Origin of the sequence: Anabaena sp. 90 (assembly GCF_000312705.1) — a bacterium.
GTDB classification, from domain to species: domain Bacteria; phylum Cyanobacteriota; class Cyanobacteriia; order Cyanobacteriales; family Nostocaceae; genus Dolichospermum; species Dolichospermum lemmermannii.
Genome location: NC_019427.1, coordinates 4,233,809 through 4,258,985 on the forward strand (window position 1 = coordinate 4,233,809; position 25,177 = coordinate 4,258,985).

A 25,177-nucleotide genomic window follows, 5' to 3' on the forward strand; every position below is an offset into this window, starting at 1 on the left:
CCCTTAAATATAATGCTATTTATCCTGTAATCGAATATCAATTACAGACGCATTGAAGTTATAGTTAAAACCTTCCAATTCAAAAGGCATTCCAATTTTCACTTTGCTATTACCAAGAACAGGCCCATCTTTAGTGACTGTAGCTTGTCCTTCTAAAGTCAAGAGAAAATCTGTACTAAAGTTAATTTTTCTAGGATCTGGTAATTCTTTCACAGAACCATCTGGTTGACCAATTGTCAGTGTTCTCTCTAACTGCTCAACCGATTTAATCCCAATTTGACCATAGGGTTGATTACGGATAATCACATTAGTTTTACCACCTTTTGTGAATCCTTCTTTAACTAACTGTTGAGGATTACGAACATTGAGTCCACGTACCAACAAATCTACCTCAATGGGTACTGTTTTCGCACCCACTTGAGCCACAGAACCAGAAGTACCAGGGAAAATAAAGATACCCACTATCACTAGCAAAATTACTAATGCAGCCCCTAAATCTAATAGGTTAATTTTACCGAACAAGCGACCTTTAGAATCTAAAATAGCCATAATCAGGTTTGGATAAGTTGCAGTTAAGTTTTCAGCTAAGTAATTGATTGTACCGTCAAGTTTTTTCAAATGATCCACAATCTTGATCACTGAATCAGAATTGACAGAAACTAGACATTATGGTTATGCGACAGTTTATCATGATTGCAGGAGATTCAGTGTCATAGTAGCAGTAAGTTATTTGAATTGACTATTTGCCCTATCTGGAGTTGAAAATGCAACTTAGTAAACTGAAAATTCGTCCTCTAATTTTAAGTTCTCACACCAATCTCATATAACTCGATTATGATTAACTCGCAAGGAATTTGGACAAATTATCGTTTGTGGCAGCGGCGCTGTTTGTATCCGTTCATTTCTGTAAGCGTTGCTTTAACTGTGTGCCTGAGTACACAATTATCAAGTAAAGCTATAGGTTTTAGCGATCTGATCCGTATAGTCCCACAAGTAACCCAGATATTTAATCTATCTAATATATCCGATCGCCAGGAAGTTGATCTTGGGCAGCAAATAAATCAAGAAATACAGCAAGAAGTCAGAATTTCTCGTAATTCACAACTAAACAGCTATGTTGAACAAATCGGTAGACGTTTAGCAGCTAATAGCACTCGTCCAAATATTCCCTATACTTTTCAAGTAGTCGAAGATCCTGCTGTTAATGCCTTTGCAACTGCCGGTGGTTTTATTTATGTGAATACAGGTTTGTTAAAAACAGCAGACAATGAAGCCGAATTTGCCAGTGTATTAGCTCATGAAATGGGACATATCGAAGGCAAACATTTAATTAAACAAATGCGACAACAAGCTATAGCCAGTGGTGTAGCTACCGTATCCGGTTTAGATAAAAGCAAGGCAGTAGGAATTGGCGTGCAACTCGCCCTTAATCTTCCCCGCAGTCGCCAAGACGAATTTGATGCTGATAAAAGAGGATTAGCAAACATAACCCGCACTGGTTATGCTCAGTCAGCAATGGTTTCTTTTATGAAAAAGCTACAAAGAAGTAGCTCCGTACCTACATTTTTAAGTACACATCCAGGGGCGAGCGATCGCGTAATCTCCCTGCAAAATCAGATTAAAAATCAACCAAGTAGTCAAAATCATGGTTTAGATAATCCGGTATATCAAAGCAAAATGAGAGCATTTTTGCCATAATTATGCTCGTTTTCTATGACGGCGGCTACCTGCGAACTCTTGTGGCTGAACAATTGTCATCACCTCTTCCCAAGCCACAGTCCGCACAGCCCTACTGAACACATTGGCCTGATAAACCAACTTATTCGTAATATCCAGCCCCGTCAACCAACCACTACGGGGATGATAAGCGCCAGTATCAATATCTAACCAGCCCTGGCCCTGTGCCAAATTACCAGGAGCCACACCAGGTAAAGTAAAAGTTATAGTATGACCAACTATAATCAACTTATCTGCAAAATATGGTTTCTCTATCCGATGAAACTCATCCCTAATCCAGCATAATTCTTCCGCCGTCTGTTCTTGGACACTCTTTTCTGGATCAACACCTGCATGAGTTAACCAAAAATCTCCCAAATCTAAATATGTGGGCAAACTCTCAAACCAATCCAGATGTTGTTTAGGAATTGTTGCAGATTGGTAACTAGCAATAGTAGCCTGTCCTCCACTGTATAACCACGTTTGCATATTTGTGGACGAAGTATTCTTACCAGTCATGATATTTAATAACATCTGCTCATGATTACCTAGCAAACAAGGGTAATCATTTTCTTTAACAAACTCAACTACTTGGGCGCTTTTTGGACCACGATCAATTAAGTCTCCCAAAAAATATACTTGATCCTCTGATGTAGGCGCTATTTTTGCCAACAGCAACATCAAACATTCATAGTGTCCATGCACATCACCAATAACAACCCTGCGTTGACTAATTTCGCTCATTTGCTTCTAGCTTAAATGAATTAGCTGAATATTTCGACTAAACTTTGATTGGTCTAATTTTCGTTTAAAAGGTCAAGAAAACTTGACTAAGTTATGATTTCTTTAATAATTATGTAGACATTTGGTTAACTTGCCAAGTTCCCATATAAATAATTACTAACACCCAAGACTCCTATCATACACAAATTTTCATGCTTAAGTAGGCTCGTTCTCGGTAACAAAATATAACAAGCATCAGTTTTGGTTGAGTCGAGGGGGAATATTATTTCCCGCCCCTCTCAGTTAGATCCGTGCGTACCCGTTTCCGTGTACACGGCTCCCGATGTTCTTAGCTTTCGCTTTTGCTCTTATGAATATAATCGTGGCAACTTTCGTGAATAGCTAGAAGGTTTTTAGTTTTCCAGTTTTGGTGGTTTCCATCTATATGATGTAAATGTACCTTCTCGTCACTGAGCATTTTTAACCCACAATGACCACATTTATGGTTTTGCCGTTTGAGGGCTTTAGAGGTATGATTGTCATAGAGCTTGCTGTTACGCTCGCTCCAGTAGCTCAAATCTCCGTCGTAGGGTGATTTCTCTCCTTTGACATTGATGTGTTTATGTTCGGAATAAGGAACTGATGGAAACGCCTTATCTAGTAATTTCTTGCTAGTGTAGCGGTTTTGCTTGGTTTCCTTATTGAATACCTTGAATGCTCTTGTTTCGATGTGGTATAGCGAGTTACGCGACCCGTCCATCTTGCAGAAGCGGTGGTAATTCCTCCAGCCTCTAACTACAGGGGCTAATTTCTCAGCCTTTGTGGTAGCACCATAATTCGAGTTGTTGACGATGAATTTTACTTTCTTGCGAAAAGTTTTATAATTGTCCACTGATGGGACGCATCTGAACTTTCCGTTTTTCTGGACTTTAAAGTGCCAGCCGAGGAAATCGAACCCATCTGTCGCGGCGGTTAGCTTTGTCTTTTTCTCACTGACTTTCATTCCCCGTTCTGCTAGGAACTGACTGATTTTGTCAAGTATTTCTGTGGCATCGTCTTGGGGTCTGAGTATTATCACCATGTCATCCGCATAACGGATTGTTGGTTCAACAATACTCTCCTTTGAGGTTTTGTCTGTAATTCTGTAGTTAGACATCGCATGATATCTATGAATACTTTCAATCCCATTCAAAGCGATGTTAGCTAAAAGTGGACTTACCACACCCCCTTGAGGTGTTCCTTGTTCGGGAAATTCTGGATTAACTCCGGCTTTGAGACAGCGGAATATTCCCTGTTTTATGCTATAAGGAGCTATGAGTTTATCCATGATGGCGGTGTGATTTATCCGGTCGAAACATTTTTCGATATCGAGTTCTATAACCCTTTTATCTATTCCGTTGGCTTTTGAGTTTAGATTATTGAACAAGACTTTCTGTGCGTCATGGGCTGAACGTCCTGTCCTAAAACCGTAGCTCCTGGCGTGGAAAGTTGCCTCGTGGGCTGGTTCTAATGCGTATTTAACAAGGCATTGATACGCCCTATCTGCAATAGTGGGGACTTTGAGAATCCGGGTTTTGCCGTCCTTTTTAGGGATGGGTATTTCACGTAATCCCTGGTGTTTCCAGTCGTTACATTCGGTTTTGAGCTTTTCACTCAATTGAAACCTTTGTTCAAATGTGAGCGCGGTTTTCCCGTCTATTCCTGCGGTCTTTTTCCCAGTATTTAGCTGTGTTACTTGACGGATAGCCAGTAATCTCGCTGCGGTTGATTTCAGAATCAGCTTTTGTAGGGACTTTGCTTTACGCTTGTCTCCAACTTGAACCGCTTTATACACGCGCTTTTGTAGGCGGAATAAGTTACGGCGGAATTTCTTCCAGGGTAACGTCTTCCAAGATTCACTAGAGTTGTCTCTGTGTCTAATCATGCTCTGCTCCAGTCTGTGTATTCTGAACACCTCAGACCAATTACGGTCTGTCCTACCCGAATTGAGGGAGTTCCGCTGCTCGTCCAGCCTACTTAGGGAACGAATCCGCCCTTAGACCCTCAACCCGTTTTTATTCGTTCCCTCGGTTGATTGTTCGTTCCGTTAGGTGTAGCCAATTCAACTGCCGGATTCCCTAGACTCTTGCCGATACTAGCTTAAACGTTCGGCGGGAATTAACTCCAATGAAGTCAGGTGTTGTTGTTGTGTCCTGCTTAGATGTAAGTTGCTTTTTTTAGGCTCTGTTTCACCATGGGAACTCCCCGTTAGCACCAGTGTCACCCCACAACGGATGTCTGATTGCGCCCAGTTAAGAGCTTCGACCTCCCGAAACCGAGTCGGGTCATCGTGGGCAGGTAGGGATTCATACCTGAGTCTGGTAGATGGGACTTTCACCCATATCAGACCGAGAGTTCAACCTTTTTCCATGATTGGATTGGGTTGGTTAGCTTATGTACGGGCTGGATACCGTGATTCAACTAACAACGAATCGCACTAATCTTCATCTTGCAATAACCACAAACCACTATAAGTCATTCCCGAATCATCTGGTTGCACCAATAAAAAATGCAATCCCTGACTTAGCTGTTTTCGCTCTTGATATAACTTCCCAGCAGCAGTAACTTCCTCATCTGTAAAAGTCGCCAAAACCCACCTATCTAGCAAACCAGCTTCTAATACCAACCCATCAGGCGCACCACCAATATAGTTTAATGATACAGGATTACTTTCCTTTAACCACTGCGCTAAACGCATAGATTTTCGTCCACCGTAAATCACTACACCAGGGATAGGTACTGTTGAAGCTAAACCCAGATTAATTGGTTTGAGAAAATCTGGTATTTGCAAAAAAGGAATTGGTCGTTCTGTAAACTCATCCACAATATCACCAGATGGAATCGTCGCAAACCGCCATTCTTCCCCCCAGAGATTTTCCGGTAATGGTAATGGAGGTAGTTTATCTACAATTACAGGATATTGTTTCGCTGTTAACCACTGTTTTAACGCTAAAGTTCTCCGAGTAGCTTCAACATAAATACCTAGATTATTTCCCGCAGTTGTGATTAAACTTAAAGACTGAGGACGAAATACTTGAATTACATCTGGTAACTTTTCCTGACCAGCTAATTGTAATTGTTGGGCGACCCAAGTAGAATTAGCCTGGGATTGGGGACAACTGGCTGTAAATTCAAAACTGCGAGTTGGATCACAGACTAATAATTCCCATAATATTTGCTCTTCAACATTTTGTAGCGGAATACGATAAAAATCAGCTTGCCAAATCAGACTCATTCCCTACTCCATAAAAATTAAATAACTCAAAACCGAATTTAGCAAGTTTACTTTTTAACTAAATTCCTGGCAAATTCTATCGCTGCTTCTACTGTAGAAATTTTCCCCTCAGCTTGAGCAACACCAACCTCCATTAATAATTCACCTATCAATGGTGAAGCGGGAATGTTTAACGCCATCATCATGTCTTTACCATTGAGTAAAGGAATAGGATGAGCAACTGCATCGTTTTTGTCAAGATAACGCTTGATTAAAGGTTCATAAGTAACAAACATACTTTCTTCAAACATTCCCTTAGCTACAATATCATTTGCTAAAGCTAATACCAAGACAGCCGGAAATAAACTTCCCATTTCCCGAAACAAAAAATACTGTTTTCGCAAAGGCATCTTTACCGCTTTTATTTCCGAAAATAGTCTTAATCCCGTTGTCACAGCCCGAATTTCTGCCCGACTATAGGTAAGTTCCTGTAATTCGATTTCGGCAATTTCTGGCTTTGAGTCAACCAGACAAGCAAGTTTAGCAGTAGCTAACCAAGAAGTTTTCACAGTCTCCCGTACATAATTTGCTAATTCTTCTCCTAGTTGTTGCCAATTTTCACTAATTAAAGTATAAGCTTGATCAACAGCAGTTAACTTAATAAAACTTTCCTCAGTCGCGTTTTTAAAGAAACTAGTCAAAACACCATCTTTCCAAGCAGCATTTAGCCAAAATGTCCCTTGAGAATTTGCCAACAAATAACCAATTTCTACCCGTACTCGTTCCGCTGCCACTTGATTAATACTTTTTGCTAAACTGCGAATTGTCTCTTGAGTAGCTGGTTCAATAGTAAAACCAAGTTGGGCAGCTTGACGATAAGCCCGCATTAACCGCAAAGGATCATTTTGCAGATTTACAGGTGATATCATTCTTAATAGACTAGATTCTATATCCTTAAATCCTTCCAGAGGATCAATAATTTCTTGAGTATGGGGATTATAAGCGATCGCATTAATAGTAAAATCCCTTCTATGCAAATCCGTAATTAAACTTTCTCCCTCCTGTTGAGCAAAATCAGCCGTAGCATGAGGAAACACCACACGGGCAATTTGTCTTTCGGCATCAAGTAACACAAAACCAGCTTGATAACGTTGAGCAATCTTTCTCGCTACCTTCACCGCATCCGCTGGGATAATAAAATCTAAATCCACATATTCCCGCACCCTACCCAAAATCGCATCACGCACCGCACCACCCACCATATAAACAGGTTGTGGCAAATATTCCAGACTAAAAGGCCAATTTTTGGCAGCGAGACGAGAAACAACTAATTCATCCATGATCATAAAAATCAACCTAGTAACCAATGCCGATTATTTTGCATTAAGCTACATTAACTATAAAGCTTCCCAAAGTTGGTTCTATTATGTGTATTTGCGTGAATTGCCACTATGTAGACCGCTGCGTCACCTACAACGCCGTAGAAACCCAGCACCAACAGCCACACCTGACAGAAACACCAGATTTTGACCCCAACGAACCCTCCATCAACGTCAATATTCGCACACAAGGCGAAATCATTGAAATGGAATGGGACGTTGTTGGTTGTCTCAGCTTCAAATCAGAAATAGGTAAATGGTCCAAATTACGTCCAGGTGAATTAGTCCCGACATAACTGAGAGTAGTTTCTGAAATGTTGCTGAATATTCACACTCGAAATCAGCAACACCAATTCTTATTCATGTTTTCCCCTCCAATCCTTAATTCTGCTGTATTATTTATCAGAAAAATATATTTGCATTTACCTTGACAAAGATAATTAAACATCTCTCACCGGATAAATACGCCTTAGCATTGCATACCACCACACCAGAACTCGGTTTAGCAATTAGCAACTTTACAGATTATCCCCAATCTCAAGTTTGGAACTTAGGACGTGACTTATCCAGTCATATCCATAAATACCTAATTGAAGTGATTAAACCACGAACCTGGGCAGACCTAGAATTTATCGCCGTAGCCCAAGGTCCTGGTGGTTTTACAGGAACTCGCATCGGAGTTGTCACCGCGCGGACACTAGCACAACAGCTAAACATTCCAGTATTTACAGTTTCCACCCTAGCCGCATTAGCTTGGCAAGCCCATAAAGCCCAAAAAAATTGCCAACAGCCAATAATTGCCGTAGAAATGCCAGCACAGAGGGGACAAGTTTTTGGTGCTGTTTATCAACCCAACCCTGATAATTCTGGCATTACTGCTCTATTACCAGATACAGTATTCACCCCAACCGCATGGCAAGAAACCCTAGCAGTCCAATCTTCTGAGCATACAAGTTATCAATTAATTTCCGCCACATCCCAGTTAGCAGCCACCGTTAACAGTATTTTGGAATTAGCATATTTAGATTGGCAGCACGGTAAAAATCCCCATTGGTCTGAGGCTCTTCCTTATTATGGACAACATCCTGTAGATATTTGATGATTATCGAAATCCTCCTAATCCTTACCAAATAAAGCTTATAGCTAAAAATAAGCATTAAATTTCCCCTCCCAAAAAAATATTTTCCCAACCCCCTTGACAGGAAAAGGAAGGATTGCTATATTAGTTAAGTGCCGGGGAGATAAAACAACTCACGGCAACTGAACCGAGAAAAAATAATACTTTGAAAGAATAGATTAAACCAATCCTCGTCGTCAAGATAATTTAAAGAGGATTCGAGATTTTAATTAATTTCGGAGCCAACAAACTCGAAAGAAACAAAATGGAGAGTTTGATCCTGGCTCAGGATGAACGCTGGCGGTATGCTTAACACATGCAAGTCGAACGGAATCTTTAGGGATTTAGTGGCGGACGGGTGAGTAACGCGTAAGAATCTACCTTCAGGTTGGGGACAACCACTGGAAACGGTGGCTAATACCGAATGTGCCGAGAGGTGAAAGGCTTGCTGCCTGAAGAAGAGCTTGCGTCTGATTAGCTAGTTGGTGGGGTAAGAGCCTACCAAGGCGACGATCAGTAGCTGGTCTGAGAGGATGATCAGCCACACTGGGACTGAGACACGGCCCAGACTCCTACGGGAGGCAGCAGTGGGGAATTTTCCGCAATGGGCGAAAGCCTGACGGAGCAATACCGCGTGAGGGAGGAAGGCTCTTGGGTTGTAAACCTCTTTTCTCAGGGAAGAAAAAAATGACGGTACCTGAGGAATAAGCATCGGCTAACTCCGTGCCAGCAGCCGCGGTAATACGGAGGATGCAAGCGTTATCCGGAATGATTGGGCGTAAAGGGTCCGCAGGTGGCATTGTATGTCTGCTGTTAAAGAGTTTGGCTCAACCAAATCAAAGCAGTGGAAACTACAAAGCTAGAGTATGGTCGGGGCAGAGGGAATTCCTGGTGTAGCGGTGAAATGCGTAGATATCAGGAAGAACACCGGTGGCGAAGGCGCTCTGCTAGGCCAAAACTGACACTGAGGGACGAAAGCTAGGGGAGCGAATGGGATTAGATACCCCAGTAGTCCTAGCCGTAAACGATGGATACTAGGTGTAGCTCGTATCGACCCGAGCTGTACCGTAGCTAACGCGTTAAGTATCCCGCCTGGGGAGTACGCAGGCAACTGTGAAACTCAAAGGAATTGACGGGGGCCCGCACAAGCGGTGGAGTATGTGGTTTAATTCGATGCAACGCGAAGAACCTTACCAAGGCTTGACATGTCACGAATCCCGGCGAAAATTGGGAGTGCCTTAGGGAGCGTGAACACAGGTGGTGCATGGCTGTCGTCAGCTCGTGTCGTGAGATGTTGGGTTAAGTCCCGCAACGAGCGCAACCCTCGTTTTTAGTTGCCAGCATTAAGTTGGGCACTCTAGAGAGACTGCCGGTGACAAACCGGAGGAAGGTGGGGATGACGTCAAGTCAGCATGCCCCTTACGTCTTGGGCTACACACGTACTACAATGCTCCGGACAAAGGGCAGCTACACAGCGATGTGATGCGAATCTCATAAACCGGAGCTCAGTTCAGATCGAAGGCTGCAACTCGCCTTCGTGAAGGAGGAATCGCTAGTAATTGCAGGTCAGCATACTGCAGTGAATTCGTTCCCGGGCCTTGTACACACCGCCCGTCACACCATGGAAGTTGGTCACGCCCGAAGTCGTTACCCCAACCTTTTGGAGGGGGATGCCTAAGGTAGGACTGATGACTGGGGTGAAGTCGTAACAAGGTAGCCGTACCGGAAGGTGTGGCTGGATCACCTCCTTTTAGGGAGACCTAATCCATTTAGAATTTCGACAGCAATGAAAATTGCTAATAGAGCCTAAATTGGTCTAACCTAGGTCGGTCGAGATTGGGATAAATCTTTCAAAGTATTATTTGCCTTAGTTTAAAAACACAAATCAAAGTCAGCACCTAACAATAATAGTTAGACTGCTGGGTTAAATTCCAGCCAGAACCTTGAAAACTGCATAAGAGAACGAGAATTAGCAGGCGGACACAGACATGAACTTGTTTCGTGAAAGCAGACAAAAAGAAATGTGGTCAAGTTAATAAGGGCTAATGGTGGATACCTAGGCACACAGAGGCGATGAAGGACGTGGTTACCGACGAAATGTTCCGGGGAGTTGGAAGCAAACTTTGAGCCGGAAATGTCCGAATGGGGCAACCCTATGTACTACCTGTTGAATATATAGACAGGAAAGAGCCAACCCAGCGAACTGAAACATCTTAGTAGCTGGAGGAAGAGAAATCAAACTAGAGATTCCCTCAGTAGTGGTGAGCGAAAGGGGAAGAGCCTAAACCAGAGGATTTATCTTCTGGGGTCGTGGGACAGCGAGATCGAATCTAGAGACTAAACGAAACAGCTAAATACTGTACCAGAGGGGGTGAAAGTCCCGTAGTTGAAAGTCAAAGGATAGTAGCTGAATCCCGAGTAGCATGGAGCACGAGGAATTCCATGTGAATCAGCGAGGACCACCTCGTAAGGCTAAATACTACTGTGTGACCGATAGTGAACAAGTACCGCGAGGGAAAGGTGAAAAGAACCCCGGAAGGGGAGTGAAATAGAACATGAAACCATAAGCTTACAAGCAGTGGGAGTCCGATTTAACGGATGACCGCGTGCCTGTTGAAGAATGAGCCGGCGACTTATAGGCACTGGTAGGTTAAAGCGAGAATGCTGGAGCCAAAGGGAAACCGAGTCTGAACAGGGCGATAAATCAGTGTTTATAGACCCGAACCCTGGTGATCTAACCATGTCCAGGATGAAGCTTGGGTAACACCAAGTGGAGGTCCGAACCGACTGATGTTGAAAAATCAGCGGATGAGGTGTGGTTAGGGGTGAAATACCAATCGAACCAGGAGCTAGCTGGTTCTCCCCGAAATGTGTTGAGGCGCAGCGGTAATGGTTAAATTTGGGGGGTAAAGCACTGTTTCGGTGCGGGCTGGGAGACCGGTACCAAATCGAGACAAACTCAGAATACCCAGAAGAAGACATTGCCAGTGAGACAGTGGGGGATAAGCTTCATTGTCAAGAGGGAAACAGCCCAGACCACCAGCTAAGGTCCCCAAATCATCGCTAAGTGATAAAGGAGGTGAGATTGCCTAGACAACTAGGAGGTTTGCCTAGAAGCAGCCACCCTTGAAAGAGTGCGTAATAGCTCACTAGTCAAGCGATCTTGCGCCGAAAATGAACGGGGCTAAGCGATGTACCGAAGCTGTGGGATTGATATTAAATTATTAATCGGTAGGGGAGCGTTCCGTCGTAGGTTGAAGCAGTAGCGGCGAGCAGCTGTGGACGAAACGGAAGTGAGAATGTCGGCTTGAGTAGCGCAAATGTATGTGAGAATCATACACCCCGAAACCCTAAGGGTTCCAGAGCCAGGTTCGTCCACTCTGGGTTAGTCGGGACCTAAGGCGAGGCCGAAGGGCGTAGTCGATGGACAAAGTGTCAATAGTCACTTACTGTTCTGTGGGAGCATAGAGAGGGACGCATAAGAGATAGCCATACCCTGATTGGTTTGGGAGGAGTTTACGAACTCCGAGTGGTGAAAGATAGTGCCAAGAAAAGCTCGCTATGTGATGAAGATAGAACACCCGTACCCGAAACCGACACAGGTAGGGAGGTTGAGAATACCAAGGGGCGCGAGATAACTCTCTCTAAGGAACTCGGCAAAATGGCCCCGTAACTTCGGGAGAAGGGGTGCCCACCTCAGACGTGGGTCGCAGTGAAGAGATCCAGGCGACTGTTTACCAAAAACACAGGTCTCCGCCAACTCGCAAGAGGACGTATGGGGGCTGACGCCTGCCCAGTGCCGGAAGGTTAAGGAAGCTGGTCAGCGAAAGTAAAGCTGGCGACTGAAGCCCCGGTGAACGGCGGCCGTAACTATAACGGTCCTAAGGTAGCGAAATTCCTTGTCGGGTAAGTTCCGACCCGCACGAAAGGCGTAACGATCTGGATGGTGTCTCAGAGAGAGACTCGGCGAAATAGGAATGTCTGTGAAGATACGGACTGCCTGCACCTGGACAGAAAGACCCTATGAAGCTTTACTGTAGCCTGGAATTGTGTTCGGGCTTCGCTTGCGCAGGATAGGTGGGAAGCGGTGAACTATTCCTTTTGGGGAATAGGGAGCTAACGGTGAGATACCACTCTGGCGAAGCTAGAATTCTAACCCACGACCGTCAGCCGGTTGGGGAACAGTTTCAGGTGGGCAGTTTGACTGGGGCGGTCGCCTCCTAAAAAGTAACGGAGGCGCGCAAAGGTTCCCTCAGCACGCTTGGAAACCGTGCGACGAGTGTAAAAGCAAAAGGGAGCTTGACTGCAAGACTGACAAGTCGAGCAGGTACGAAAGTAGGCTTTAGTGATCCGACGGCGCAGAGTGGAATGGCCGTCGCTCAACGGATAAAAGTTACTCTAGGGATAACAGGCTGATCTCCCCCAAGAGTCCACATCGACGGGGAGGTTTGGCACCTCGATGTCGGCTCATCGCAACCTGGGGCGGAAGTACGTCCCAAGGGTTGGGCTGTTCGCCCATTAAAGCGGTACGTGAGCTGGGTTCAGAACGTCGTGAGACAGTTCGGTCCATATCCGGTGCAGGCGCAAGAGTATTGAGAGGAGTCCTCCTTAGTACGAGAGGACCGGGAGGAACGCACCGCTGGTGTACCAGTTATTGTACCAACAGTAAACGCTGGGTAGCCAAGTGCGGAGAGGATAACCGCTGAAAGCATCTAAGTGGGAAGCCCACCTCAAGATGAGTACTCTCACTACAATTTGTAGGTAAGGTCACGGGCAGAACACCCGTTAATAGGCTCTAAGTGGAAGTGCAGTAATGTATGAAGCTGAGGGGTACTAATAGACCGAGGGCTTGACCTCTATTCAATTAAAAATTGATAATTAAAAATTAAAAATGAAGGTTTTTGGTGGTTAATTATCACTGCTGATTCTCGTTCTTTTTGCAGTCTTCAGGGTTGTGAATACCCTAAGTTAAAAATCGGTAATTAATTTTTAATTCTGAATTTTTAATTTTTAATTGTTTCCTGGTGTCTATGGCGCGGTGGAACCACACTGATCCCTTCCCGAACTCAGAGGTGAAACGCTGCTGCGGCGACGATAGTTGAGGGGTAGCCCTCCGTGAAAATAGCTCGATGCCAGGTTTATTATTTACAAAAAACTCTCTCTTTAGTTGACTATCGAGGGAGTTTATTTTTGGCGTTTTTTCTAGGAGTTAAAGTCTAGCCCTTTCAAGGTGACTAACGGAAATACGTTGTTTCATTACTACCATCTTGAATCTTTCGGTCATATTTTCGGTTTTGCGAAGCTTAAAACAACCAATTGTCGTTCCAAATTTCACCATCTTGAAAGGGCTAGCTTGAAAGGGCTAGGGTTAAAGTCCAACTACGAACTCAGTCTGAATTAAATATGTTTTGATAAGTTCATTTATTTGAAAACAAGATTTTTGTTGTGTAATTAAACAGCGATCGCTTAATTTTTCGGCGTTGCTGATTAAGGGTATGAATTTTAGTCTCACGCAAAGGCGCAGAGACGCACTGAGGTTTGAGTTTTAAAGGTTCAATTTGGGAATTTCATACCTCAATTCAGCAACGCCAATTTTTCTAATCCATTAATTACTTCATTTAAAGATAAAGATGATTGTTTAAATATATCACTTGTAGATAAAGATGTTTCATTATTTGCTAATATCATTAATATCTTTTTTTCCCTAGTTGAAAGTTGATTAATAATTAGATTAAATTCCTGTTGCATATTATCTGTCAGAAAAGTTTCAGTATTTTCTAATATCAGCGATGGATCACGATTAAGTAAATTTTCGATCACGTTGACAATTTGCTTGAACCATAAAGGATGAGATTGATAAATCTGAATAAGTTTTTCTATTAAATATCTCCGAAAAAGAATAACCGTATGGCATATAAATTAGGTGTTTCATTGGAAGAAGTACAATAAATTCGTAGGGTAATTAACCCTTTTTTAGCACTACCTGAAAGCCATAATTGAGCAAGCGATCGCTATTGTCTATATCTAAATGATAAGAAAAAGTTGGATAGGGTTTTAGAATGATGTTGTAAACTCGTTCCCAGCCGGAGTCTGGGAACGAGAAGGGAGAATGAATGAGAGGAAGGTGAGGCAAAGACGATTGTCAACCAGTCAACTCCTGTAGATTATACTCCAGAGCAAGGTTTTCAGTTACAAAAGATGGGGTTAGTTGATCTAAAAGGTGATCAAGCGAGTCTGTCTTGCGAGTTATTCCTTGAGTATTTTTTGTCTATTTTACCTATTTAACGTGTAACTGAGTGAAACGCGATTTTGTGAGGTACTAAAACCAAAAAAAGGAAATAGGCTAATTTAGGATAAAATGACAACGGAAAAACCTCCCGCACCTCCACCCCATAAAAATCATCAAACCTTGATAAATCAAAGATCATAAATCTTGAGTACAACATTAATATTAATATAGATAGAAAATTTACCATCTGCTATAATTAAAATATTGGCTAAAAGTCAAAATGATTCATAATTAATAATTCCCAATTCATAAAACTGTAAAAAAGATCACAAATTAACTTCCTGACTTTAGCTATTTCTAATGCTTATCTTTTTGGTTTCTCTGCATACAGTTTAAACAACCAGAAAAGACACAAAAAGGAAAATCATGACCAAATCCTATGCCACAATTGATGGTAATGAAGCCGTTGCCCGTGTAGCTTACAAACTAAATGAAGTCATTGCCATTTATCCTATCACCCCATCTTCAAATATGGGTGAATGGGCTGATGCTTGGATGTCAGAAAATAAACCCAATTTATGGGGAACAGTTCCCAGTGTCACCCAAATGCAAAGCGAAGGAGGGGCTGCTGCTGCTGTCCATGGGGCATTACAAACGGGGGCATTAAGTACAACTTTCACCGCTTCTCAGGGATTATTATTAATGATTCCTAACTTGTACAAAATTGCCGGAGAATTAACCAGTTTCGTACTTCATGTTTCTGCTCGTTCTTTAGCTACCCATGCGTTATCTATTTTCGGTGATCATAGTGATGTCATGGCTGCAAGAGCGACTGGTTTCGCTTTTTTATGTTCCGCTTCTGTACAGGAAAGTCATGATTTTGCACTGATTTCTCATGCAGCAACATTAGAAGCAAGAGTACCATTTATGCACTTTTTTGATGGATTTAGAACTTCCCATGAAGTGCAGAAAGTTGAGTTATTAGCAGATGAAGATTTACAATCTTTCATTCCCCAATCTTTAGTATTTGCACATCGTCAACGGTGTTTAACTCCAGACAAACCAGTATTACGAGGAACAGCACAAAATCCTGATGTTTATTTCCAATCTCGTGAAGGTGCAAATCCTTATTATGATAGTTGTGCTGATATTGTCCAAAAAATTATGGACAAATTTGCAGAACGCACAGGCAGATATTACAAACTTTATGAATATCATGGAAGCACTGACGCAGAAAGAGTAATTGTGATTATGGGTTCTGGTTGTGAAACTGTTCATGAAACAGTGGATTATCTCAACAACCAAGGGGAAAAAGTCGGAGTTATCAAAGTGCGGCTTTTCCGTCCTTTTGATGTTTCCAGATTTATAGAAGCATTACCAAATAGTGTTAAATCTATTGCCGTTCTTGATAGAACCAAAGAAGCCGGAAGTGCAGGAGAACCTTTATATTTAGATGTGGTGACAGCTATTTATGAAGGCTGGAAAAAAACCACATTCCCAAAAATTGTTGGGGGAAGATATGGACTGTCTTCTAAAGAATTTACTCCCGCAATGGTGAAGAGTGTATTTGATAATCTCACTCAAATTAAACCCAAAAATCATTTCACAATTGGGATTAATGATGATGTCACTTTCACTTCTTTGAATTTTGACCCTAATTTCTCCACAGAACCAGATCATGTAGTTCGCGCCATGTTCTATGGTTTGGGTTCAGATGGTACAGTTGGTGCAAATAAGAACTCCATCAAAATCATCGGTGAGGGAACAGAAAATAACGCCCAAGGTTACTTTGTTTATGATTCCAAAAAATCCGGTTCAATGACAGTTTCTCATCTGCGTTTTGGTGCTGGAAAAATTCGCTCAACTTACCTCATAGACAAAGCTAATTTTATCGGTTGTCACCATTGGGGATTTGTGGAAAGTATTGATATTTTAAAAGCGGCTGCACCCGGAGCGACTTTGCTGTTAAATAGTCCTTATGATGCTGATCATGTTTGGGAAAATCTACCTTCAAAAGTCCAACAGCAAATTATTGACAAGAACCTGAAAGTTTATACTATTAATGCTAGTCAAGTGGCAAAAGATAGTGGTATGGGACACAGAATTAACACTATCATGCAGGTGTGTTTCTTTGCCTTAGCGGGAGTATTACCAGAAAAAGCAGCAATTGCTAAAATCAAACAAGCCATAGAAAAAACCTATGGTAAAAAAGGCGCAGAAGTTGTCAAGATGAATTTGAAAGCCGTAGACAACACTCTAGAAAATCTCCATGAAGTCGGTAATAGGTCATTGGTAAGAGGTAATAGGGAAGAAACGCAATTAGCAATTACCAAACCCAAATTTATCGAGAATGTTCTTAGCAAAATCATGGTCTGGGAAGGTGATGATTTACCTGTGAGTGCTTTACCTGCTGACGGAACTTTCCCCAGTGGCACTGCAAAATGGGAAAAACGCAACGTTGCAGAAGAAATACCCGTTTGGGATGGTGATGTCTGCGTTCAATGTGGTAAATGTGTGATGGTTTGTCCTCATGCGGCTATTCGCGCTAAAACTTATCAACCCAGTGAGTTAGTCAACGCACCGATAACTTTTAAATCCACTAACAGCAAAGACAAGAACTTTGCTAACCAGAAATTCACCATTCAGGTAGCGCCAGAAGACTGTACAGGCTGTGAAATTTGTGTTAGCGTCTGTCCTGCCAAAAACAAGGCAGAACCCACCCGCAAGGCGATTAATATGAGTCCGCAATTACCGTTGCGGGAACAAGAACGGGAAAATTGGAATTTCTTTTTGAATTTACCAAATCCTGACCGGAAAACTTTGAAAGTAAACCAAATTCGTCAACAACAATTACAAGAACCGTTGTTTGAATTTTCTGGTGCTTGTGCTGGTTGTGGAGAAACACCCTACCTTAAATTATTAACACAATTGTTTGGCGATCGCTCACTCGTTGCCAACGCCACTGGTTGTTCTTCCATTTACGGGGGAAATCTCCCCACAACTCCTTGGAGTCAAAATGCTGAGGGAAGAGGTCCGGCCTGGTCCAATAGTTTATTTGAAGATAACGCCGAATTCGGTTTTGGTTATCGTTTATCTATAGACAAACAAGCGGAATTTGCAGGCGAATTATTGTCACAATTAAGTAGTGAAATTGGTGATAATTTAGTTAATGCTATTCTGAAATCTGAACAAAAAACCGAAGCTGATATTTGGGATCAACGGGAAAGAATCGTCATTCTCAAACATAAACTCCAAGAAATTTTAAACGCAGATGAACACAGATACACGCAGATAAATGAAAAAAATATCCGCGTTAATCCGCGTTTATCTGCGTTCAAAAATCTTCAATCCCTCGCTGATTATTTAGTTAAGAAAAGTGTGTGGATAGTTGGGGGTGATGGTTGGGCGTATGATATAGATTTTGGTGGGATTGATCATGTGATTTCTACAGGCAAAAATGTGAATATTTTGGTCATGGATACAGAAGTTTATTCTAACACTGGCGGACAATCTTCCAAAGCCACACCAAAAGCCGCAGTTGCTAAATATGCGACTGGTGGAAAACCTGCACCTAAGAAAGATTTGGGTTTAATGGCCATGACTTATGGTAATGTTTATGTGGCGAGTGTGGCGTTAGGTGCAAAAGATGAACATACACTCAAAGCATTTTTAGAAGCGGAAGCTTTTGATGGGCCATCAATCATAATTGCTTACAGTCATTGTATTGCTCATGGTATTGATATGACCAAAGGTTTACATCAGCAAAAGGCTCTAGTAGACTCAGGAAGATGGTTGTTATATCGCTATAATCCGGCATTACAATCACAGGGGAAAAATCCCTTACAATTGGATATGAAAGCACCTTCTGAATCGGTGGAAAAGTCAATGTATCAGGAGAACCGATTCAAGATGTTGACGAAGAGTAAACCAGAGGTTGCCAAGTTGTTGCTAGAACAAGCGCAAGCAGAAGTTAATGCAAGATGGGAAATGTATCAATATTTGGCTAATAGGTAATTTAATTTAGATCCCCGACTTCTTAGAGAAGTCGGGGATCTTGCTATTCACGATTTGGGAAAAATTATTTATTCGATTTTTAAATGCGAGTCCTTCTTTTTCGACTTTGGATTATCTCTAATCAAAATAATGAAAGTTGACCTTCTTTTTTTAATGTCCAACTATTTTCTCCTATTCGTTCTCCAATATCTTCTAATACGCTCAAAATAGTTTGATTTTCTGGGGTAGTTCCATTTTTTAAAAGCGGTAATAGATGCAAAACTATTTCATCAAAACTTGGCTTTTTCTTTTCTCGTTCCATTCTGCGTAAATAACTAATCAAATAGTATTTAATTCTCAATTTTACATCAATATGTGACTTGAATTTCGTGTCTTTTTTCAGAGTAAATAGTTCTGTTTTTTCGTCATATTCAAAATTATCAATTAAAATTGGTGTTAAATCTGAATACTGTTTTTTTAACAAGTCTAAAAAACCTAATTCTAAGCCTTTAATAATGAGTTCATCATTAATTTGTTCCAGGCTTGCACCATCATTTTTTGCAATAATTCCTTCAATAGTCTGAATGACAATTTCTGCAATATCCATCCCTAAATTGGCTTTCATGATGGCTTTAGGACTGCGAACTTTACGAAAATTAATGATTAGTTGTCCTGACAAAACTGTAAAAGGATTTTGTCTTTTCTTAAAACTTGTTTGTCCGTTTTTTTGCGGTACTGCACCAACATATTCAAAACCACAACTTTCCGCAGTGTCAATAATTAAATGCCAAAATTCAGGATCTTTATGAGCAAATACAAATGATAACCAACGATCAAACTTTAGCACTCGATACATTTCTTTGATACTTTCGGCTATTAATTTGTTATTGTAATGTTTTACTACGAACTATATTTGTTTCTGTATACCCAAGTGCTTTTAAAATAGGAAGAATAATTACTTCTCTAACACTATCTTCTTTGAAATCTGGGTTTTCTTGTAGTGTCTGAAAGTTTAAATTACCAAAAAGATTATCCATTTTTTCTTTTTCCTTATCAAATTTTTAGATTAAAGCATTTTTAACCGCATCATGGCAAGTATTCATAGCTATAATATTATACTAAACCAAAAATTCATTATACATCAAACTTAATAGTTAAAAAATTAATTTCAAAATCTGACAAAATCTATTCCTCAGAAATTAACACTGGAGAAATGAACAGACATCAGATAACTAAAAATGCTACAATGTATAACATCCCTGAATATCATTTACATTTTGGTGGAGTATTGTAGGGTGTGTTAGCAATCGCGTAACGCACCTACGTATCTTTCCAAGAATTAAACCGGATTCCTATATGACAATCAATTAAGATTATTTTATGTTTAGTTAAAATTCATGTAATTAAATTATTTAATAATAAATTAACTTACTACTTTAATAAAGCATTTATAACAAAAATAATGATTTAAACTCACAAAAACCGTAGAGTTGCAGAGTATGCGCCCTCAATTCCATCAGCACAAATCAATAATTAAATAATGACATTATCCAACATCGCCAGTAATAATAGATGTTAGTAAAAAATCACATATTGATTACCAGCAAATATGAAACGTCGTGACTTTATAAATTGGGTAGGATTAGGTTGTTTAGCGAGTTCCTTACCTGTCGCAATTGCAGCCTGTTCTCCCGAAACGAGTACATCTGCTAATGCTGCCACGAAAGGCTGGCAAAAAGTGGGTACTGTAGCACAATTAGACAAAACTGGGCAACTATTAGTAGAAAATTCAACCATTGGCGCAGTATTAGTAGTTGGCACATCTAAAGCCGCAAAAAATCTGATTGCTGTTAATCCTACCTGTACTCATCAAGGTTGTAGCATCGACTGGAACGCAAAACAAGGTAAATTTGTCTGTCCCTGTCATGGTGCAAAATTTGCTCCTGATGGTAAAGCACAAGAAGGTCCTGCTAAAAAACCGCTGAAAACTTACCAAGCTAAAATTGAAGGTGGTTCTATCTTAGTTAAAGCAACTTGACAATCTCCAGGCTGTCATCATACAGCAGATTTTGCTCTAATGAGGTACAAACTTGAATTATGAAACTCTTGTAGTGCGGGCATCTTGCCCGCTGGATATGTACCTCATAGCAGGAATCAGGACGAAAGAGGCAGAGGGAAATAATTTTCTGACTTTATTCCCTATTCCTTGCTATATCAGTTGTTATACAACGCATCAATTCAGTATGCACAAGTATTTTTGCTAATGTGATTATGTAAATTAAATGCTGGACAACAAATTAAATTAAATTAAAATTATACAGATAACCCGTTAAATTAATAAGAGTTATTCATTTATACTTAGGTTCTATTAAAATGCGTCTAGAGCAGTTGCAAGCCTTTTTGGCGATCATTCAAACAGGTAGCTTTCAACAAGCAGCTAAACAATGTGGTGTGACTCAATCAACTATTAGTCGGCAAATTCAGGCATTAGAAGCAGATTTGGGCATAGAATTATTTCATCGCAGCACCCATGCCAAATTAACCTTAGGAGGTGAACGCTTACTTCCTCGTGTGCATAAAATCTGCCAGGAATGGGAATCCGCTACACAGGAATTAACAGATTTAATGGGGGGAAAGCAACCAGAACTATGTATTGCAGCAATTCATTCAGTCTGTGCTTCTTACCTACCACCAGTGTTACAAAAATTTTGTCATCATTATCCAGAGGTGCAATTGCGAGTCACATCATTAGGAAGCGATCGCTCTCTGAAAGTCCTCAAAGATGGTTTAGTAGACTTAGCAATTGTAATGCACAATCGCTTTTTAATCACCGGCAAAGAAATGGCCGTAGAATTGCTATATGAAGAACCCATAGAAGTCCTCATCGCAGCAAATCATCCCCTATCTGAATATGAATCTATCCCCTGGTTAGAGTTAATTCGTTATCCCCAAGTGGTATTTAAAGATGGTTATGGAATGCAACGTCTGATTCAAGATAAATTTGAACAGATGAAAGCTACACTCAAAGCAGCTTTAGAAGTAAATACCCTGGATGCCTTTCGGGGAGTAGTTCGTCAAGGAGAACTCATTGCCTTACTTCCCCAATCAGCATTAATAGAAGCCAGACATGATCCCACCCTGGCAGTTCGTCCCCTAGCCGAAAATAGTAATTTAGCTGATAATTCTAGTTTAACTCGTCGGGTAGTGATGGTAACAACCCAAGATCGTCTCCACATTCCCCCTATTCAATATTTTTGGCAACTTGTCAAAGATAATATTCCGGAAATAAAAAATTAAAAATAAACTATTACCTTTTTCCACTGACAACTGACAACTAACAACTAACAAATGACTAATAAATTTAGAGAATTTATTCAAAAAGTAGGTAGTGGAACTCACACATCAGATAATTTAACCCGTGCTGAAGCCGCTACTGCAACAAAAATGATGTTATTAGGTGAAGCCACACCAGCGCAAATTGGCGCATTTTTAATTGCTCACCGCATTAAACGTCCCACAGGTGAAGAATTAGCAGGGATGTTAGACAGTTACTATGAAATCGGACCCAAATTGCTACCAATAGCCCAACCTGTGATAGTTTTGGGTGTACCCTATGATGGCAGAACCCGCACTGCACCAATTAATATAATTACGGCTTTATTATTAGCTGCTGCGGGACAACCTGTAATTATGCACGGAGGAGATCGCTTACCGACAAAATATGGTTTACCTTTAATCGAGATTTGGCAAGGTTTAGGAATAGATTGGACTGGTTTATCACTCGAACAAACCCAGCAGGTTTTTGAACAAACAGGAATCGGTTTTATTTACACACCTAAGCATTTTCCTTTAAATCAAACTTTGTGGGAATACCGTGAGCAATTGGGGAAACGTCCACCGTTAGCCACAATGGAGTTGATTTGGTGTCCATATACGAGTGATGCTCACATTATTGCCGGTTTTGTTCATCCACCCACAGAAGGAATGTTTCAGACTGCTTTGGGATTACGTGGGGTGAATAAATACACTTTTATCAAGGGTTTAGAGGGTAGTTGTGACTTACCACGCGATCGCACAGCCATTATCGGCTTATCTTCATCAAACCCAGAAGTATTAACCCGGCTACAACTCGCACCCCGTGAATATGGCTTTATCACTAAAAACGTTCCCCTCACAACCACAGAAGAACTCATTAAGGAAATGCAGGGGATTTTAACGGGAAAAACCAGCGAACTAAGCCAAACAGCCCTATGGAATGGTGGTTTTTATCTATGGCGCACTGGTATTTGTTCAGATATGCAAACTGGTATAGACACAGCCACTGAACTAATCAGCAGTGGTGTATTAGCAGCTAAACTGCAACAAATTAATACTTTGCTGCAAAGATTTTAATCGGTAATTGGTGATAAAGTTTTTGTTCTCACCCTATTTATCCTGTTTATCCTTTAATCCTGGACATCCTGATTCAGACAAAAGCTTACCACTGAGAAGACTGAAGTTGATAATTTTTAACCGTAGATTCTACAAGAATTGGAACTAACTGCACAGCACAGGCTTTTAATTCCGGTTGCAGGGAATCAGGACAAGCTTCTGAATGGGTAAGAGCGTTAGCTTCTGCATCATCTGCCCACAGTTTACCCCAGTGCATAGGGACAAAGACAGTACCGGGAGAAATAGCTTTTGTAACTTTAGCTGGAAACTTAGTTGTACCACGACGCGATCGCACCTCTAACCACTGATTATCAATAATACCCAAAGTAGCAGCATCACGGGGATGAATCTCAATAAACGGTTGCGGGTGCAGTTTGCGAATTTTCTCAATTCTGCCGGTGCGTGTTTGTGTATGCCAATGACCATATAATCTACCAGTAGTTAATATAAAAGGATAATTCTCATCCGGTGGTTCAGCAAGTCCTTTAGAATAATATGCACCAAACTTAGCGCGTCCATCAGGTGTATGAAATCGCAAATTAGTATATAGACGTTTAGTTCCTGAATTACTACCCTGTGCATAAGGCCAATGGGTTGGACCTTGTGCGGCTAAAAACCCATGACTTAAACCCGACATATCACAAGGACGCTGACGAGTTAATTGGACAAATTCCTGATAAACTTCTGCCGAATTTTGGAAATTAAACTTATCATTAAAACCTAATCTTCTTCCCACTTCTGCGAAAATTTCCCAATCAGGTTTTGCTTCTCTGGGTGGTTCACGAAAAGCCGAACATAGAGTGACCATTCTTTCCGAATTCGTCATAATCCCAGTTTTTTCACCCCACTGTGCCGCAGGTAACAAAACATGAGCATAAGCTGATGTTTCCGTAGGGTAATAAGCATCTTGATAGATAGTAAAAGGAGATTTTAATAACGCCTTTTTAGTTCTTTCTAAATCTGGCATACTCACAGCCGGATTAGTGGCAGCAATCCACAATAAACCCACATTTCCAGTTTCTAAACCAGTGATCATTTCCCAAGCAGTTAAACCAGGAACAGGGGAAATTTGTCCTCTTTCCAAACCCCAAAAATCCTCAACTTCTGCGCGATGTTGGGCATTTTTTACCAACCGATAACCCGGTAATAAATGGGCTAACCCTCCCGCTTCTCTGCCACCCATAGCATTAGGTTGACCAGTCAAAGAAAAAGGACCAGCACCAGGTTTACCGATTTGTCCCGTCATTAAATGTAAATTAATAATAGTTCTAACTTTAGCCGTACCTTCTGAAGATTGATTAACACCCATTGACCATAAAGAAAGTACAGATTTTGATTTTCCCCAATATTTAGCAGCAGTTTCTAAATCTTCAATACTAATACCACAACGACTCGCCACTACCTCCGGCGAATAATGCCGAATTACCTCAGCATAAGCCGGAAAATTGCTAGTACAATCATCAATAAAAGCTAGATCAACATAATTCCATTTCATTAATAAATGGGCAATACCATTTAACAAATCAATATCTGTACCTGGACGAATAGCTAAATGTAAATCGGCTGCTTCGGCTGTGGGAGTCCGCCGAGGGTCAACCACAACCATTTTAACATGGCGATTTTTTTTATGATATTTTGCTAACTTATTAAAAATAATGGGATGACATTCTGCTGTATTTGTACCAATTAAAAAAGCACAATCAGTTAATTCTAAATCATCGTAACAGCAAGGAGGACCATCAGCACCAAAACTTTGAATATACCCAGATACCGCACTAGACATACACAACCGGGAATTAGCATCGAAATTATTAGTTCCTAAACAACCTTTAAGTAACTTTTGAGCAATATAATAATCTTCTGTTTGAAATTGTCCAGAACCATACATACAGATAGAATCTGTGGCTTGATTCAATCTCAATGTTTGAATCCGGTGGGTAATAATATCAAAAGCTTCATTCCAACTCACACGCCGAAATTCTGCATCTAAAGAATCGCGCACCATGGGATAATGTAATCTACTTTTATCCAAAGATTCAGCAATAGTTGCACCTTTAACACATACCATTCCTTGACTAGAAGGATGGGATTTATCACCCCTAACTCGCCAAATAGGAATTCCTTCACTATCTCGATTTGTGGCTTTTCCATGTTGGGCTGGTGGAGAAACTTCTAAACCGCAACCAACACCGCAATAAGGACAAAGTGTTTTGGTAAATTCTGTCATAATATTTGCAGGTTTAAAAAGTTATTTCGCGCAATCTCTCTTAGAGATCCCGCAGGGTAGACGCTAAGGAGCAAAGTTATGATAAACGAACCACAGAGGCACAGAGGAC

General features: G+C 41.1%; 18 protein-coding genes and 3 rRNA genes. 11 read left to right on the forward strand and 10 right to left on the reverse strand.

Features of this window, described 5'->3' with window-relative positions; translation table 11 throughout:
- Positions 1-15: 15 nt before the first annotated feature.
- Positions 16-549, reverse strand: a complete 534-nt coding sequence (locus ANA_RS18520; protein WP_015081543.1) for a DUF4330 domain-containing protein — start codon at positions 547-549, stop codon at positions 16-18.
- Positions 550-834: 285 nt separating this feature from the next.
- Between ANA_RS18520 and ANA_RS18525 the strand changes: the two genes are divergently transcribed.
- The gene (locus ANA_RS18525) at positions 835-1,698 is read left to right on the forward strand and encodes a M48 family metallopeptidase (RefSeq protein WP_015081544.1); all 864 of its coding nucleotides are present in this window, start codon (positions 835-837) and stop codon (positions 1,696-1,698) included.
- Here ANA_RS18525 and ANA_RS18530 read toward each other — a convergent pair whose 3' ends face one another.
- From ANA_RS18530 to ANA_RS18545, 5 genes are all read right to left on the reverse strand, one after another.
- Positions 1,699-2,460 carry a metallophosphoesterase family protein gene (locus tag ANA_RS18530; protein WP_015081545.1) on the reverse strand — a complete coding sequence of 254 codons (762 nt, stop codon included), beginning with the start codon at positions 2,458-2,460 and terminating at the stop codon, positions 1,699-1,701.
- A 328-nt stretch (positions 2,461-2,788) separates the two neighbouring features.
- Entirely contained in the window at positions 2,789-4,363 is a 1,575-nt protein-coding gene (locus ANA_RS18535; protein ID WP_015081546.1) for a group II intron reverse transcriptase/maturase, read from the reverse strand.
- Between the two features lie 210 nt (positions 4,364-4,573).
- Entirely contained in the window at positions 4,574-4,816 is a 243-nt protein-coding gene (locus ANA_RS26175) for a hypothetical protein (RefSeq protein ID WP_148279086.1), read from the reverse strand.
- A 99-nt stretch (positions 4,817-4,915) separates the two neighbouring features.
- A complete protein-coding gene (locus tag ANA_RS18540; RefSeq protein WP_015081547.1) occupies positions 4,916-5,713 on the reverse strand; it encodes a Tab2/Atab2 family RNA-binding protein in 798 nt (265 codons plus the stop codon).
- 47 nt (positions 5,714-5,760) lie between these two features.
- Positions 5,761-7,032, reverse strand: coding sequence for a CCA tRNA nucleotidyltransferase (locus ANA_RS18545; protein WP_041458547.1), 1,272 nt, complete (start codon positions 7,030-7,032; stop codon positions 5,761-5,763).
- Positions 7,033-7,118: 86 nt separating this feature from the next.
- Here ANA_RS18545 and ANA_RS18550 point away from each other — a divergent pair, with 86 nt between their 5' ends.
- The 5 genes from ANA_RS18550 (at position 7,119) to rrf (ending at position 13,326) form a co-directional block, all read left to right on the forward strand.
- Entirely contained in the window at positions 7,119-7,367 is a 249-nt protein-coding gene (locus ANA_RS18550; RefSeq protein WP_015081549.1) for a Ycf34 family protein, read from the forward strand.
- Between the two features lie 131 nt (positions 7,368-7,498).
- Positions 7,499-8,170, forward strand: a complete 672-nt coding sequence (gene tsaB, locus ANA_RS18555) for a tRNA (adenosine(37)-N6)-threonylcarbamoyltransferase complex dimerization subunit type 1 TsaB (RefSeq protein WP_015081550.1) — start codon at positions 7,499-7,501, stop codon at positions 8,168-8,170.
- A gap of 280 nt (positions 8,171-8,450) precedes the next feature.
- A 16S ribosomal RNA gene (locus ANA_RS18560) occupies positions 8,451-9,939 on the forward strand.
- Positions 9,940-10,213: 274 nt separating this feature from the next.
- Positions 10,214-13,045: ribosomal RNA gene (locus ANA_RS18565) — 23S ribosomal RNA — on the forward strand.
- Positions 13,046-13,208: 163 nt separating this feature from the next.
- Positions 13,209-13,326, forward strand: a 5S ribosomal RNA gene (gene rrf / locus ANA_RS18570).
- Together the 16S, 23S and 5S rRNA genes form the textbook arrangement of a ribosomal RNA operon.
- 436 nt (positions 13,327-13,762) lie before the next feature.
- On the opposite strand, the gene ANA_RS18575 is transcribed toward rrf, so the two are convergent.
- Positions 13,763-14,008, reverse strand: a complete 246-nt coding sequence (locus ANA_RS18575; protein WP_015081551.1) for a hypothetical protein — start codon at positions 14,006-14,008, stop codon at positions 13,763-13,765.
- Between the two features lie 318 nt (positions 14,009-14,326).
- Here ANA_RS18575 and ANA_RS28600 point away from each other — a divergent pair, with 318 nt between their 5' ends.
- Both ANA_RS28600 and nifJ read left to right on the forward strand, forming a co-directional pair.
- Positions 14,327-14,473, forward strand: coding sequence for an AAA-like domain-containing protein (locus tag ANA_RS28600; protein ID WP_083881489.1), 147 nt, complete (start codon positions 14,327-14,329; stop codon positions 14,471-14,473).
- A gap of 370 nt (positions 14,474-14,843) precedes the next feature.
- Positions 14,844-18,431, forward strand: a complete 3,588-nt coding sequence (nifJ, locus tag ANA_RS18580) for a pyruvate:ferredoxin (flavodoxin) oxidoreductase (RefSeq protein WP_015081553.1) — start codon at positions 14,844-14,846, stop codon at positions 18,429-18,431.
- Between the two features lie 121 nt (positions 18,432-18,552).
- Here the strand turns inward: nifJ and ANA_RS18585 are convergent, their stop codons facing one another.
- Entirely contained in the window at positions 18,553-19,257 is a 705-nt protein-coding gene (locus tag ANA_RS18585; protein ID WP_200863832.1) for a hypothetical protein, read from the reverse strand.
- A gap of 37 nt (positions 19,258-19,294) precedes the next feature.
- The gene (locus tag ANA_RS26180; RefSeq protein WP_148279087.1) at positions 19,295-19,447 is read right to left on the reverse strand and encodes a type I restriction enzyme HsdR N-terminal domain-containing protein; all 153 of its coding nucleotides are present in this window, start codon (positions 19,445-19,447) and stop codon (positions 19,295-19,297) included.
- A 572-nt stretch (positions 19,448-20,019) separates the two neighbouring features.
- Here ANA_RS26180 and ANA_RS18590 point away from each other — a divergent pair.
- The 3 genes from ANA_RS18590 to ANA_RS18600 all read left to right on the forward strand — a co-directional run bounded on the left by ANA_RS18590 (position 20,020) and on the right by ANA_RS18600 (position 22,802).
- Positions 20,020-20,448 (forward strand): QcrA and Rieske domain-containing protein, encoded by a 429-nt coding sequence (locus ANA_RS18590; RefSeq protein WP_015081554.1) that lies wholly within the window; start codon positions 20,020-20,022, stop codon positions 20,446-20,448.
- Between the two features lie 335 nt (positions 20,449-20,783).
- The gene (locus tag ANA_RS18595) at positions 20,784-21,707 is read left to right on the forward strand and encodes a LysR family transcriptional regulator (protein ID WP_015081555.1); all 924 of its coding nucleotides are present in this window, start codon (positions 20,784-20,786) and stop codon (positions 21,705-21,707) included.
- A gap of 51 nt (positions 21,708-21,758) precedes the next feature.
- Positions 21,759-22,802 (forward strand): anthranilate phosphoribosyltransferase family protein, encoded by a 1,044-nt coding sequence (locus ANA_RS18600; protein ID WP_015081556.1) that lies wholly within the window; start codon positions 21,759-21,761, stop codon positions 22,800-22,802.
- An 85-nt stretch (positions 22,803-22,887) separates the two neighbouring features.
- Here the strand turns inward: ANA_RS18600 and ANA_RS18605 are convergent, their stop codons facing one another.
- The gene (locus ANA_RS18605) at positions 22,888-25,068 is read right to left on the reverse strand and encodes a molybdopterin oxidoreductase family protein (RefSeq protein ID WP_015081557.1); all 2,181 of its coding nucleotides are present in this window, start codon (positions 25,066-25,068) and stop codon (positions 22,888-22,890) included.
- Positions 25,069-25,177 lie beyond the last annotated feature (109 nt).

What these genes read in the sequence shown, in the direction of transcription:
- ANA_RS18520 (WP_015081543.1), bottom strand. Translation starts at nt 549, where the DNA reads ATGGCTATTTTAGATTCTAAAGGTCGCTTGTTCGGTAAAATTAACCTA.
- ANA_RS18525 (WP_015081544.1), top strand. Translation starts at nt 835, where the DNA reads ATGATTAACTCGCAAGGAATTTGGACAAATTATCGTTTGTGGCAGCGG.
- ANA_RS18530 (WP_015081545.1), bottom strand. Translation starts at nt 2,460, where the DNA reads ATGAGCGAAATTAGTCAACGCAGGGTTGTTATTGGTGATGTGCATGGA.
- ANA_RS18535 (WP_015081546.1), bottom strand. Translation starts at nt 4,363, where the DNA reads ATGATTAGACACAGAGACAACTCTAGTGAATCTTGGAAGACGTTACCC.
- ANA_RS18540 (WP_015081547.1), bottom strand. Translation starts at nt 5,713, where the DNA reads ATGAGTCTGATTTGGCAAGCTGATTTTTATCGTATTCCGCTACAAAAT.
- ANA_RS18545 (WP_041458547.1), bottom strand. Translation starts at nt 7,032, where the DNA reads ATGGATGAATTAGTTGTTTCTCGTCTCGCTGCCAAAAATTGGCCTTTT.
- ANA_RS18550 (WP_015081549.1), top strand. Translation starts at nt 7,119, where the DNA reads ATGTGTATTTGCGTGAATTGCCACTATGTAGACCGCTGCGTCACCTAC.
- nifJ (WP_015081553.1), top strand. Translation starts at nt 14,844, where the DNA reads ATGACCAAATCCTATGCCACAATTGATGGTAATGAAGCCGTTGCCCGT.
- ANA_RS26180 (WP_148279087.1), bottom strand. Translation starts at nt 19,447, where the DNA reads ATGGATAATCTTTTTGGTAATTTAAACTTTCAGACACTACAAGAAAAC.
- ANA_RS18590 (WP_015081554.1), top strand. Translation starts at nt 20,020, where the DNA reads ATGAAACGTCGTGACTTTATAAATTGGGTAGGATTAGGTTGTTTAGCG.
- ANA_RS18595 (WP_015081555.1), top strand. Translation starts at nt 20,784, where the DNA reads ATGCGTCTAGAGCAGTTGCAAGCCTTTTTGGCGATCATTCAAACAGGT.
- ANA_RS18600 (WP_015081556.1), top strand. Translation starts at nt 21,759, where the DNA reads ATGACTAATAAATTTAGAGAATTTATTCAAAAAGTAGGTAGTGGAACT.
- ANA_RS18605 (WP_015081557.1), bottom strand. Translation starts at nt 25,068, where the DNA reads ATGACAGAATTTACCAAAACACTTTGTCCTTATTGCGGTGTTGGTTGC.